The sequence below is a fragment of the Micromonospora sp. KC606 genome, from assembly GCF_004348675.1.
Lineage (GTDB): Bacteria > Actinomycetota > Actinomycetes > Mycobacteriales > Micromonosporaceae > Micromonospora.
This window is the reverse complement of record NZ_SMKN01000168.1, coordinates 1-11977: the sequence shown is the minus strand read 5'-3', so window position 1 is coordinate 11977 and position 11977 is coordinate 1. Positions and strand designations below refer to the sequence as shown.

The 11977-nt window shown below is 74.5% G+C and carries 11 protein-coding genes and 2 pseudogenes; 9 read left to right on the top strand and 4 right to left on the bottom strand.

The genetic code is table 11. The features are described from left to right. From E1193_RS24080 to E1193_RS24065, 4 genes are all read left to right on the top strand, one after another. A partial coding sequence (locus tag E1193_RS24080) for a hypothetical protein (RefSeq protein ID WP_207922837.1) occupies nucleotides 1–1849 on the top strand: 1849 nt, incomplete at its 5' end. A gap of 265 nt (nucleotides 1850–2114) precedes the next feature. After that, nucleotides 2115–2789, top strand: coding sequence for a response regulator transcription factor (locus tag E1193_RS24075; protein WP_132185455.1), 675 nt, complete (start codon nucleotides 2115–2117; stop codon nucleotides 2787–2789). Then, complete coding sequence (locus E1193_RS24070; RefSeq protein ID WP_132185454.1) at nucleotides 2786–4141, top strand: HAMP domain-containing sensor histidine kinase; 1356 nt, start codon at nucleotides 2786–2788, stop codon at nucleotides 4139–4141. The genes E1193_RS24075 and E1193_RS24070 overlap by 4 nt, the downstream gene beginning before the upstream one ends. Then, on the top strand, nucleotides 4138–4722 hold the full coding sequence (locus E1193_RS24065) for a GerMN domain-containing protein (RefSeq protein ID WP_243707857.1): 585 nt from the start codon (nucleotides 4138–4140) through the stop codon (nucleotides 4720–4722). Before E1193_RS24070 ends, E1193_RS24065 begins: the two co-directional genes overlap by 4 nt. On the opposite strand, the gene E1193_RS24060 is transcribed toward E1193_RS24065, so the two are convergent. The 3 genes from E1193_RS24060 to E1193_RS24050 are packed head-to-tail and all read right to left on the bottom strand — an operon-like array spanning nucleotide 4706 to nucleotide 7487. Then, a complete protein-coding gene (locus tag E1193_RS24060; protein ID WP_132185453.1) occupies nucleotides 4706–5515 on the bottom strand; it encodes an ABC transporter ATP-binding protein in 810 nt (269 codons plus the stop codon). The two genes, E1193_RS24065 and E1193_RS24060, sit on opposite strands and share 17 nt — an antisense overlap. An 11-nt stretch (nucleotides 5516–5526) precedes the next feature. Then, on the bottom strand, nucleotides 5527–6555 hold the full coding sequence (locus tag E1193_RS24055) for an iron chelate uptake ABC transporter family permease subunit (protein ID WP_132185452.1): 1029 nt from the start codon (nucleotides 6553–6555) through the stop codon (nucleotides 5527–5529). Beyond that, nucleotides 6552–7487, bottom strand: a complete 936-nt coding sequence (locus E1193_RS24050) for an iron chelate uptake ABC transporter family permease subunit (protein ID WP_243707858.1) — start codon at nucleotides 7485–7487, stop codon at nucleotides 6552–6554. The genes E1193_RS24055 and E1193_RS24050 overlap by 4 nt, the downstream gene beginning before the upstream one ends. A 201-nt stretch (nucleotides 7488–7688) precedes the next feature. Here E1193_RS24050 and E1193_RS24045 point away from each other — a divergent pair, with 201 nt between their 5' ends. Both E1193_RS24045 and E1193_RS24040 read left to right on the top strand, forming a co-directional pair. Then, on the top strand, nucleotides 7689–8720 hold the full coding sequence (locus E1193_RS24045; protein ID WP_132185450.1) for an ABC transporter substrate-binding protein: 1032 nt from the start codon (nucleotides 7689–7691) through the stop codon (nucleotides 8718–8720). Between the two features lie 4 nt (nucleotides 8721–8724). Then, nucleotides 8725–9567, top strand: coding sequence for a siderophore-interacting protein (locus tag E1193_RS24040; RefSeq protein WP_132185449.1), 843 nt, complete (start codon nucleotides 8725–8727; stop codon nucleotides 9565–9567). 190 nt (nucleotides 9568–9757) lie between these two features. Here E1193_RS24040 and E1193_RS33400 read toward each other — a convergent pair. Then, nucleotides 9758–9958: pseudogene (locus E1193_RS33400) on the bottom strand (hypothetical protein); the annotation flags it as partial. 224 nt (nucleotides 9959–10182) lie between these two features. On the opposite strand from E1193_RS33400, the pseudogene E1193_RS24030 reads away from it, so the two are divergent. The 3 genes and pseudogenes from E1193_RS24030 to E1193_RS24020 form a co-directional block, all read left to right on the top strand. Continuing rightward, nucleotides 10183–10695 (top strand): annotated as a pseudogene (locus tag E1193_RS24030) (GTPase HflX); the annotation flags it as partial. A gap of 152 nt (nucleotides 10696–10847) precedes the next feature. After that, complete coding sequence (locus tag E1193_RS24025; protein ID WP_132185447.1) at nucleotides 10848–11300, top strand: DUF4383 domain-containing protein; 453 nt, start codon at nucleotides 10848–10850, stop codon at nucleotides 11298–11300. Between the two features lie 113 nt (nucleotides 11301–11413). After that, the gene (locus tag E1193_RS24020; RefSeq protein WP_132185446.1) at nucleotides 11414–11965 is read left to right on the top strand and encodes a PadR family transcriptional regulator; all 552 of its coding nucleotides are present in this window, start codon (nucleotides 11414–11416) and stop codon (nucleotides 11963–11965) included. The last annotated feature ends 12 nt before the right edge of the window (nucleotides 11966–11977 follow it).

Below are 11977 nucleotides of genomic sequence, written 5' to 3'. Positions count from 1 at the left end.
AAGGGACCCTGTGTCAGTGCCGTCGCGCCCCCACCCCCAAGCCCCGGACGGAGACGGTTCCGCCGGCGCCGCCGGCCGCACCGAACCCTCGACGGACCCCGCGGCGAAGGCCGCCCCAGCACCCGACGACCCGTCGCCGCCGGCCGGCGACGATCCCGGCAGTGTCGCGGCCGCGGCACCGGGACCCGAACCGGCCGAGCGGATCGCCCCTGCCCGGGGGCGGTTGCGGGCCGTGGCCGGCGCGGTGACCAGCGCGCTGGCCGTCGTGCTGCTGTTCGTGCTGCTGACCGCCCCGAACCAGCTCGAACAGCTCAGCCCGGCGGTGTTCCTGCGTATCCCGGTGGAGGCGCTGGTCGCCGGCGTGCTGCTGGTGGTGTTGCGCGGCTGGGCGCGCCGCGTGGCGGCGGTGACGCTCGGGGTCGCTCTGGCGCTGCTCACCATCGTCAAGCTGCTCGACATGGGCATGGCCGCCAGCCTGGCCCGCAACTTCAACCTGGTCCACGACTGGGTGTTGCTCGGCGACGGGTACTCGTTCGTCCGCGAGTCGGTCGGCCGCATCGGCGCGATCGGCGCGGTCGTCGGGTTGGTCGCCCTGGTCCTGGGGCTGCTGGTGCTGAGCGTGCGGGCGATGCTGCGGCTGACCCGGCTGGTGGCCGGGCACAACCGGGCGGCGATCCGGGTGCTCGCGGCGCTGGCCGCCATCTGGGTCGCCGGTGCGACACTCGGGGTGCCGGTGGCGGACCACCGCTCGACGGCGCTGGTGGAGCACCACGCCCGCCAGGTCGGCAAGGCGCTGGGCGACCGCAAGGAGTTCGCGGAGGCGATGCGGGTCGACGCCTTCCGGGACGTCCCCGGCGACCAGTTGCTCATCGGCCTACGGGGCAAGGACGTCGTGCTGGCCTTCGTGGAGAGCTACGGCCGGGACGCGGTCCAGAACCCGGAGTACGCGCCCAAGGTCAACGCGCTGCTCGACAACGGCTACCGACGGTTGAGTGCCGCCGGCTTCGGCGCGCGCAGCGGTTTCCTCACCGCGCCCACGGCGGGCGGCGGCAGTTGGCTGGCGCACGACACCCTGCTGGCCGGTGTCTGGGTCGACAACGAGCAGCGTCACTCCACCCTCCTGGGCAGCGACCGGCTCACCCTCAACCGCGCCTTCGGCCGGGCCGGCTGGGACACCGTCGGGGTGATGCCGGCAGCTCTCGAACCGTGGCCGGAGGGGAAGTTCTTCGGCTACGAGCGGTACTACGACACGGCCGGTCTGAACTATCGCGGCCCGAAGTTCAACTTCGCCCCGATGCCCGACCAGTACACGTTGGCGGAGTTCCAGCGGCGGGAACGGGCCCGGCCGGACCGGGCGCCGATCATGGCGGAGATCCCGCTGATCTCCAGTCACTCGCCGTGGGGGGCGATCCCCCGGATTCTCGACTGGGATCACATCGGCGACGGTTCGATCTACAAGCGGCCCACCTCGGTGGCCGCCAACCCGGCGCTCGGAGGGCGCAGCCTCGCCGAGATCCGTACCGGCTACCGCCGGTCCGTGGAGTACTCGCTGAACTCGCTGATCTCGTACGTGGAGACCTACGGCGACGACAACCTGGTGCTGGTGTTCCTCGGCGACCACCAGCCCTCGCCGGTGATCACCGGCCAGAACGCCAGCCGGGACGTGCCGATCACCATCGTCACCCGCGACCCGGCGGTGCTGGCCCGGACGTCCGAGTGGAGCTGGCACGAGGGGTTGCGCCCCGGCCCGGACGCGCCGGTCTGGCGGATGGACACCTTCCGGGACCGCTTCCTCGCCACGTTCGGGCCGAAGCCACCGGCGCACGTCGCCGCCCCGCCCTCGCGCTGACCGCCCGGCGGGCCGGGTGACCGCGCGCCGCGCCGGCCTCCGGCCGTGCCGGCGACCAGCGCGCCGGCGAGCCCGGACCCGGACGATCAGGTGCCGTCGGTCGAAGCCGTAAGCGTCGAGGCCGGTCAACCGGGCGACGATGGTGCCCAGCAGCGCAGCCACCAGGCCGGTGGCGACGCCGCGCGGTCGGTGACAGTTGCGTGACAAATCCCGCGTACGGTGGCCTCGGTTGGCCGTGCCGGCCACGGCCGGGCACCATGCGTTCATGGCCGGTGTGCTGGTGATCGAGGACGACGACCGGATCCGCCTGGCGTTGCTGCTGGCCCTCGAGGACGAGGGTTACGTCGCGCGCGGGGCGGCCACCGCGGAGGAGGGGCTGCGCCTGCAACGGCAGGACCCCGCCGATCAGGTCCTGGTCGACCTGATGCTGCCGGGGCTCGACGGTTTCGAGTGCATCCGGCAGCTGCGTCGCGACGACGACGTGCCGATCGTGGTGGTCAGCGCCCGCGACGACACCCACGACATCGTCGCCGCGCTGGAGGCCGGGGCCGACGACTACGTGGTCAAGCCGGTGGCGATCAAGGAACTCTCCGCCCGGCTGCGGGCGCTGCGCCGCCGGGCCCGCACGGCGTCCGCGCCGGTGCCGGTGTACGCCTTCGGCGGCTTGGAGATCAGCCCCGAGGCGGGCGAGGTACGCCGCGACGGCCGTCCGGTGTCGGTCACCCGCACCGAGTTCCGGCTGTTGTGCGAGCTGGCCGAGCACGTCGGCAAGGTGCTTTCCCGCCAGCAGCTGCTCAGCCGTGTCTGGGGTTACGACACCGGTGACGAGCGGCTGGTCGACGTGCATGTCGGGCGGTTGCGGCAGAAGATCGAGACGGACCCGGCCAACCCGCGGCACCTGGTCACGCTCCGCGGCCTCGGCTACAAGCTGCAACGATGAGGCGGCTCGGCCTACGGGCCCGGGTGACGGCGGCGTTCTCGGCGGGCGCGTTGCTGCTGTCGGCACTGATGGCGCTGGTCTCGTACGAGCTGGTCCGTCGTTCGCTGCTCGACGAGCGGGAACGCACGGCGGTGCGGGCGGCGTATTTCGACGCGGCGGTGGTGCGTTCCGGCCTGCAGACCGAGCGGCCGGACGTGGTGGAGGTGCTGCGCGCGCTGGACACCGGCGGCAGCCGGCGGGCGCTGCTGCACCGCGACGGCGCGTGGTATTCCCGCAGCGCCGACGAGGGGCCGTCCGGTGCGGTGCCGGCCCGGCTGATGGCGATGGTCGGAGCAGGAAAGCCGGCGGTGCAGCGGGTCCGCCTGGACGACCAGCCGGTGCTGCTGGTCGGCGTGCCGCTGTCGGAGTCGACCGGCTACTACGAGATCACCTCGCTGCGCGAGCTGGAGCAGACGTTCCAGGTGTTGGCGCTGGCGCTGACCGTGGTGGCGGTGACGGTGGCCGGCTCCGGGGCGGCGCTGGGCTGGTACGCCACCTGGCACGGGTTGCGTCCGCTGACCGCTGTCGCCGACGCGGCGGAGAAGATCGCGGCGGGGGACGTGACGGCTCGGCTGGCACCGGGCACCGACCCGGACCTGGCCCGGCTCTCCACCTCGTTCAACCGGATGGTCGACCAGGTGGCGGAGCGGATCGAGCGGGATCGCCGGTTCGCCGCCGACGTCAGCCACGAGCTGCGGTCGCCGTTGCAGACCCTGTCGGCGGCGGTCAGCGTGCTGGCCCGCCGCCGGGAGCACCTCGACGAGCGTACGGCGACCGCCGCCGGCCTGGTCGCCGAGGAGGTCACCCGCTTCGAGCACCTGGTCGACGATTTGATCGAGCTGGCCCGCAGCGACCGGCCGGCGCAACGGGAGCCGGTGGACGTGGTGGCCCTGGCCCGCCGGGCGTGCCGCTGCCGTGCGCTGCCCGAATCGCTGGTCGATCCGGGGTCCGCGCCGTCCGGCGTCTGGTCGGTCGATCCGCGCCGGGTCGAGCAGGCGCTGGTCAACCTGCTCGACAACGCCGTCCGTTACGGCGGCGGCCCGGTCGCGGTGCGTCTGGCCGTCGAGGGCCCGGTCGGCGTGGTGGAGGTCGACGACGAGGGGCCCGGGGTGCCGCCGGCCGACCGGGAGGTGGTCTTTGACCGCTTCGTCCGGGGCCGGGCCGCGCACGCCCGGGCCGGTGGTGACGGCACCGGGCTGGGCCTGGCGCTGGTCGCCCAGCACGCGGCCGCGCACGGTGGGCGGGCCAGTGTCGGGGACCGGCCCGGCGGCGGCGCCCGGTTCCGCATCGAGCTGCCGGGGGTCCGGCCGTGATCCGGTTTGTCGGCGGCCCTGCCCGGCGCCTGGTGGTGTGCGTCCTGCTCGGCGCGCTGGCGCTGGCCGGTTGCGGGGTGCCGGCCGAGGACGAGCCCCGGGCGATCCGCACGCCGGTCGGCGTGGGGATGCCCCCGCCGACGACGGTGGGCCCCGAGTCGGGCCGGGTGACCCAGCCGCTCTGCCTGGCCCGTGACGGCCGGCTGGTCCGGGTCGTCCGGCAGGTCGACGTCGCCGGTGACGTCGAGTTGCACCTGCGCCGGCTGCTCGCCGGGCCGTCCCCGGCCGAACAGGCGCGCGGCCTGGGCAGCGCCCTGCCGGGGGCGGTGGACATCACCGGCGGCCGGCTGGTCGACGGCCGCGCCGAGGTGGGTGTGGCGCCACCTGACGACGAGTCCGGCCGCACCGACGAGGTGCTGGCGTACGGCCAGATCGTCTGCACGCTGGACGCGCGGGACGACGTCAACGGGGTGTCGTTCGTGCGGGAGGGGCGGCCGCTGGCCGTGCCCCGGGCGGACGGCTCGCTGTTCCCGGGGCCGCTGACCGCCGCCGACTACGCCGCCGTCACCGTCGAGGACTGATCGCCGGGCGGCGGGCGGCGGGCACCACCAGCGGCGTGCCGGTCTCCGGGTCCGCCACGATCCGGCACGGCAGCCCGAAGACCTCCTGCACCAGATCGGCGGTGACCACCTCGCGCGGGTCGCCCGAGGTCACCACCCGCCCGTCCCGCATGGCGATCAGGTGAGTGGCGTAGCGGGCGGCCTGGTGCAGGTCGTGCAGGACCGCCACCAGGGTTCGGCCCTGCTCGTGCAGGCGGGCGCAGAGTTCCAGCACCTCGACCTGGTGGGCGATGTCCAGCCAGGTGGTCGGCTCGTCGAGCAACAGCAGAGGGGTGCGCTGGGCCAGCGCCATGGCGATCCAGGCCCGCTGGCGCTGTCCGCCGGAGAGCTCGTCGACCGGTCGGTCGGCGAGCTCGGCCACGCCGGTATCGGCCATCGACTCGGCCACCACCCGCTCGTCCTCGGCAGACCACTGCCGTAGCAGGCCCTGGTGCGGGTACCGGCCCCGGGACACCAGGTCGGCCACCGTGATGCCGTCCGGCGCGACGGAGGACTGCGGCAGCAGGCCGAGGGTTCGGGCCACCGCGCGCGATGGCAGCGAGTGGATGTCCCGCCCGTCCAGCAGCACCGTCCCGGCACGCGGGCGCAGGGTCCGGGCCAGGGCGCGCAGCAGTGTCGACTTGCCGCAGGCGTTCGGCCCGATCACCACCGTGAAGGAGCCGTCCGGCACGTCGACCGACAGCCCTTCGGCGACGATCCGCCGCTCGTACGCCAGGGTCAGTCCGACCCCGCCCAGTCGTGGGTTGCCCGACATGTGTGTCCTCCTCAGCTCCGTCCGGCCCGCCGCTGCGCGGCGAGCAGCCACACCAGGTACGCCCCGCCCAGCACGCCGGTGACCACCCCGACCGGGAGTTGCCGCCCCTCGACGGCGCGTTGCGCCACCAGGTCGGCGGCGACCAGCAACACCGCGCCGACCAGCGCCGACGCCAGCAGGTTCGGGCCGGGGGCCCGGGTCAGCCGGCGGGCCAGGTGCGGGGCGGTGAGCGCCACGAAGGAGACCGGCCCGGCGGCGGCCGCCGCCACGGAGGCGAGCAGCACCGCCGCGCCGAGCAGCGCCCGCCGCGCCCGCCGCACCGGCACGCCCGCGGCGATGGCGGCCTCGTCGCCGAGTTCCGTCATGGACAGCGCCCGGCCGTAGCCGAACAGCAGCGGGGTCGACGCCGCCAGCACGCCGAGCAGCGGCAGCGCCTGCGCCCAGCCGCGTCCGTCCAGGCTTCCGGTGAGCCAGAGCACCGCCCGGGCGGCGTCCATCAGCTGCGCCCGGGTGAGCAGCCAGCCGTTGACCCCGGTGAGGATCGCGGCGACGCCGATGCCGACCAGGACGACCCGCGCTCCGGCCAGCCCGCGCCGTCCGGTGACCGCCGCGATGAGCAGACCGGCGGCGAGGCCGCCGGCGGTTGCCGCACCGGCCAACGTCAGGGTGCCGCCGCCGAGCACCACCACGACCAGCGCCCCGGTCGCCGCGCCCTGGGTGAGGCCGAGCACGTCCGGGCTGCCCAGCGGGTTGCGCAGCAGCGACTGCACGACCGCGCCGGCCAGTGCCAGGGCGGCACCGACGGCGAGGGCGGTGACCAGCCGGGGCAGCCGCAGTTCGCCGACGATGAACTCCTCGGCCGGGCTGCCGCCGCCGGTGAGGGTGCGCAGCACGTCGGCGGGGCTCATCGGGTGGTCGCCGCCGCCGCCGACGGCGGCCAGCGCGAGCAGCAGCGTGGCCGACGCGCACCCGGTGACGACCGCCGCCGACCGGCGGCGCCAGCGCAGCGAGAGACCGCCCGGGGTCCGCAGCACGCTCATCGCCGGGCCACCAGACGCAGGAAGAGGGGGCCGCCGAGCACCGCGGTGACCAGGCCGACCTGGAGTTCACCGGGGCGGCCCAGCACCCGGCCGGCCACGTCGGCGCCGAGCAGCAGCACCGGCGCGTACACCGCGCAGGCGGGCAGCAGCCAGCGCAGGTCCGGCCCGGTCAGCCGGCGGACCAGGTGCGGCACGAGCAGCCCGACGAAGACGATCGGGCCGCAGGCGGCGGTGGCCGCGCCGCAGAGCAGGGTGACCGCGGTGATCGTGCCCACGCGGACCAGTGCCGGCCGGGCTCCCAGCGCCCGCGCGGCGTCGTCGCCGAGCGCCAGGGCGTTCAGCGCCCGTGCGCCGGCCAGGGCCGCCAACAGCCCGGCCGCGATGAAGGGCGCGACGGTCCGCACCGTGGCGAACTCGGCGGCGGCCAGCGACCCGACCGTCCAGAACCGCAGCCGGTCCAGCGAGGCGGCGTCGATCAGCATCATCCCGCTGACGTACGAGAAGAGCACCGCGTTGAGTGCCGCCCCGGCCAGCGCCAACCGTTCCGGGGTGGCCCGCCGGCCGCCGCCGACGGCGTACCCGAGGGCGGTGACGGCGGCGGCGCCGAGCATGGCGAACCAGATCCAGCCGCCGACGGTGCCGATGCCGAGCAGTCCGACGGCGGTGGCGATGGCGGCCGACGCGCCGGCGTTGATGCCGAGCAGCCCCGGGTCGGCGAGCGGGTTGCGGGTCAGTGCCTGCATCAGCGCCCCGGAGACGCCGAGCGCCGCTCCGGCGAGTAGGCCGAGCAGCGTGCGGGGCAGACGCATCTGATGCACCACGGAGTGTTCCGGGGAGGCGGTGGAGACCAGCCCCTGCCAGACCTCGGCGGGGGAGAGCGGTCGGGCGCCGACGGCGATGCTGAGCAGCACGACGGCGAGCAGGAGCAGCAGGCCGGCGGCGAGCGCGCCGCCACGTCGGCTGCGGCGGGCGGGTGGCGCCGACGGCGGGGCGTCGACGAGGGCGGTGACGGACAGTGTCGGCTCCGGTGGGGTGAGACCGTACGGCGGCTGTTGATAAGAGGTTAGGTTAGGGTAACCTAAGTCGGTGTTCGCGGATCGCCGCGGTCCGGTCCTGATCGAAAGACGTCAGCCATGCCTTCATCCTCGTTCTTCCACGGGTTCTCCCGGCGCGGCCTGCTCGCCGCCGGCAGCGCCACCCTCGCCTCCCTCCTGGTCGGGTGCGGCTCCACCGACAAGACCGTGCCCGGCGGCGCCGGCACGACCAGCGGCCCGTGGTCCTTCACGGACGACCGCAACCAGAAGGTCGAGCTGAAGAGCAGCCCCACCCGGATCGTCGCCTTCACCGGGGTCGCCGCCGCGTTGCTCGACCTCGGCCTCGACTCGCAGATCGTCGGCGTCTTCGGGGAGACCACCCGCGCGGACGGGTCGCTCGAACCGCAGGCCGGCGACCTCGACATCGACAAGGTCACCGTGCTCGGCAACGTGTGGGGCGAGTTCAACCTGGAGAAGTACGCGGCCCTGCGCCCCGAGCTGCTGGTCACCAACATGTACGACCCCGGCGCCCTCTGGTACGTCCCGGACGAGAGCAAGGACAAGATCCTCGCGTTGGCGCCCAGCGTCACTGTCACCACCGCCCGGGTCCCGATGACCCGCCCCATCGAGCGGTACGCCGAGCTGGCCCGCTCCCTTGGCGCGGACCCGGCCGCGAAGAAGGTCACCGACGCCAAGGCCCGGTTCGAGGCCGCCGCCGAATCCGTCCGCCAGGCCGTCAAGGCTAACCCCGGCATCCGGGTGATGGCCGCCTCCGGCAGCGCCGACCTGTTCTACGTCTCCAACCCGAAGGTAAGCACCGACCTGATGTACTTCGCGGAGCTGGGCGTCGACCTGGTGGTGCCGACCAAGCTGGAGCAGGGCGACTACTTCGAGAGCCTGAGCTGGGAGAACGCCGGCAAGTTCCCGGCCGACCTGATCCTGCTGGACAACCGGTCCACCGCGCTGCAACCCAAGGACCTCGCCACGAAGCCCACCTGGCAGGCGCTGCCCGCGGTCAAGGCCAACCAGATCACGCCGTGGGACGCGGTGCCCCGCTTCTCGTACGCGGGCGCGGCTCCACTGCTGGAGAGCCTGGCCGCCGCCATCCGCTCCGCCAAGCGGCTGGGCTGACGCCATGACGACCGCGACCGGCACCCGCCGGCTGGTCTACCGCTTCTACCCCGCCCGGGTCAGCGGCGTACGCCGGTTGGGCGGCTCCCTGATCCGGGTCACCTTCACCGGCCCGGAGCTGGCCGGCTTCGCCGGTGGCGGCCGGGACCAGAGCGTGTCGCTCTTCCTGCCGCACCCCGGCCAGGCCGAGCCGGTAGTGCCGCTGGACGCCAGCACCGACTGGTACGCCCGGTGGCGGGCCACCGACCCGGCCGTCCGCGCCGTGATGCGCTCCTACACGATCAGCGGGCAGCGCCCCGCCGCCTCCGAGGTGGACATCGACTTCGTCCACCACGGTGACACCGGCCCCGCCTCTCGGTGGGCCGGCCGGGCGCGGCCGGGCGACCGGGTCGTGCTGCTCGGCCCGGCCGAGCCGGACAACCGCAGCGTCTGCTTCCGACCGCCGTCGGACACGGACCACGTGCTGCTCGCCGCCGACGAGACGGGGCTGCCGGCGCTCGCCGGCATCCTCGCCTGGCTGCCTCCCGGCACGCCGGTGCGGGCCTGGGTCGAGGTGCCGGACCCGGCCGACATCCGGCAGCTGTCCACCGCCGCCGCCGTCGACCTAAGCTGGCTGGTCCGGGGGACCACCCCGCCCGGCAGTGGCCTGCTCGTCGAGGCGGTCCGGATCGCGCGGCTCCCCGACGGCCTGCCGTACGCCTGGATGGCCGGTGAATCGACCACCGTGCGGGCGCTGCGCCGGCACCTGGTCGCCGAGCGTGGCCTGGACCGGCGGCGGGTTACCTTCTCCGGTTACTGGCGGCGCGGGGCCTCGGAGGAGGACCTGCGCGCCGAGAGCCTGTCCTGACCCCGGCCGGCGGCCCGGGTCGCCGGCCGGAGGGTCGGCACGGTGCCGCTGGCGCGGCCCGGCGGCGAGCGTGGACTCAGGCGGCCTCGGCGGCGCGCGAGTGGCGCTGCGGCAGGGCGGGCGGCCCCTGCTCCCGCGCCGGCCAGTGCCCGTCGTACCCCGGTGCGGCGGGCTCCTCCGGCGCCGCCCCGGCCAGCGCCAGGGCCCGCCGGGCGTTGCGGGCCGCCTCGCACGGCCAGGTCTGGCCGTCGCAGAGCAGGTTGTCGCAGTGTCCCGTCTCGTCGGGCTGGTGCGCCTCGGTCACGTCGGCGGCGAGCCGCCACAGAAGCGGGTCGGTCACGCCGTCGGGCGTGCGGCCCCAGCCACGCGGCTGTTGATCGGTCTCGGGCACGGTCTCCCCCTTTGTCGTCACCAGGGCAAGTCTCCCCCCGCCGGTGACGTAAACGCCGGTGGGCGTGGTCAACGCCACGACGACGCGGTTGACCGGATCGCGGGCGGGCACCATCGCCGCCGCCGGGAAACCGGACGAGCGGTACGCGAGCGCCACCCGGCGGGCATGGTCCGGGTGGTCCGGGGTAGCCCTCGTTCCACTTGACGAGGGCGAGGCGGTGCAGCATGGCGGGTTCGTGGTTGATGGGCGACAGCGTCCGGCCGGCACCGGGGGAGCGGCCGACGGCGGTGCTGGTCGCGGTCCGTCCGGAGGACGGGGGCGACGGCACCGGCCCGGGCACCGAGACCTCCTTGGCCGAGCTGCGCCGGCTCGCCGACACCGACGGTCTCACCGTGGCGGAGGCCGTCGTGCAGAGCCGGCCCCGCCCCGACCCGGCGACCTACCTCGGATCGGGCAAGGTCGACGAGTTGACCGTGGTCGCGGAGCGCACCGGAGCCGACGTGGTGATCGCCGACGGGGAACTCAGCCCCGGGCAGGTCCGCAACCTGGAGGAACGGGTCGGGGTGCGGGTGGTCGACCGCACCGCCCTCATCCTCGACATCTTCGCCGAGCACGCCCGAACCAGCGAGGGCCGGGTGCAGGTGGAGCTGGCGCAGATCGCGTACCAGCTGCCCCGGCTGCGCGGCGACGGACGGTCGATGTCCCGGGTCGGTGGTGGGCGGATGGCCGGCGGCGCGGACCGGACAGGGCATCGAGGCCCTGCGCGCGGCGCTCGCCGCCCGACTGGCGTCGCGGTGAGGAATGGGCCGAGATTGCCCTGCCCCGCCGGGTTTGGGGCGGCCCGTCCGGGGCATCCCCAGGCACACGCACTTCAACGGGGGTGACAGACATGGTGAACCGGCCCGCTACCGGGCGCGGGACCGGGGCCTCTCCGGTCCGCCGCGCCGCACAGCTCGTCGGTCTGGTCTTTCTGCTGGTGGGGCTGCTCGGTTTCATTCCGGGCATCACCACGGACTACGACACGATGAGGTTCGCCGGGCATGAGTCGCAGGCGAAACTGCTCGGGCTCTTCCAGGTGTCGATCCTGCACAACATCGTGCACCTGCTCTTCGGCGTGGCCGGGCTCGCCCTGGCCCGCACCGCGTCGGGGGCGCGCGCCTACCTGATCGGCGGGGGCGCGATCTACCTGGTGCTCTGGCTCTACGGGCTGGTCATCGACCACGACAGCGGCGCCAACTTCGTGCCGCTGAACACCGCCGACAACTGGCTGCACCTGTTCCTGGGCGTCGGCATGATCGCCCTCGGGTTGGCCTTGACCCGCCGTCCCGGGTCCCGACACTGACCTTTCGTTCTCTGTCCGACGACGCCGCGCTCCCGTCCGGGGCGCGGCGTCGTCGTGTGACGCACACCCCTGCGATCTTGCCTATGCAACTTGTTGCATAGCAGGATGCCGGCATGGCCCTCGAACACGCGATCCTGGTCGCCCTGCTTGAGCAGCCGGCGTCGGGGTACGAGCTGGCCCGGCGCTTCGACCGCTCCATCGGCCGGTTCTGGACCGCCTCCCACCAGCAGATCTACCGGGTGCTCAAGCGGATGGAGACCGACGGCTGGGTCGCCGCCGAACAGGTCGGGCAGGAGGGCCGGCCGGACAAGCGCCGCTGGTCCGCCGCCCCGGCCGGGCGAACCGCCCTCGCCGACTGGCTGCGCGCGCCCGTGCAACCCGAGGCGGTCCGGCACGAGCTGGCCGTCAAGATCCGTGGTGCGGCCTTCGCCGACCGGGCCGGCCGTGCCACGCTCGTCGCCGAGGTCGAGCGGTACCGCGCCGACCACGAGGCGCTCCTGGCCCGCTACCTCGCCGGTGAGCGCCGCGACTTCCCCGACGCCGCCGCCCGGGACGCCCGCGCCGCGCTCCAGCACGTCGTGCTGCGTGGCGGCATCGCGTACGAGCGGATGGTGCTGGCCTGGCTCGACGACGTCCTCGCCACCCTGCGCGCCCTCGACCACTGACCCCGACCACCC

Bases quoted from the DNA above. Each gene is read 5' to 3' on its own strand.
- E1193_RS24075 (WP_132185455.1), top strand. From the start codon at position 2,115: ATGGCCGGTGTGCTGGTGATCGAGGACGACGACCGGATCCGCCTGGCG.
- E1193_RS24070 (WP_132185454.1), top strand. From the start codon at position 2,786: ATGAGGCGGCTCGGCCTACGGGCCCGGGTGACGGCGGCGTTCTCGGCG.
- E1193_RS24060 (WP_132185453.1), bottom strand. From the start codon at position 5,515: ATGTCGGGCAACCCACGACTGGGCGGGGTCGGACTGACCCTGGCGTAC.
- E1193_RS24055 (WP_132185452.1), bottom strand. From the start codon at position 6,555: ATGAGCGTGCTGCGGACCCCGGGCGGTCTCTCGCTGCGCTGGCGCCGC.
- E1193_RS24045 (WP_132185450.1), top strand. From the start codon at position 7,689: ATGCCTTCATCCTCGTTCTTCCACGGGTTCTCCCGGCGCGGCCTGCTC.
- E1193_RS24040 (WP_132185449.1), top strand. From the start codon at position 8,725: ATGACGACCGCGACCGGCACCCGCCGGCTGGTCTACCGCTTCTACCCC.
- E1193_RS24025 (WP_132185447.1), top strand. From the start codon at position 10,848: ATGGTGAACCGGCCCGCTACCGGGCGCGGGACCGGGGCCTCTCCGGTC.
- E1193_RS24020 (WP_132185446.1), top strand. From the start codon at position 11,414: ATGGCCCTCGAACACGCGATCCTGGTCGCCCTGCTTGAGCAGCCGGCG.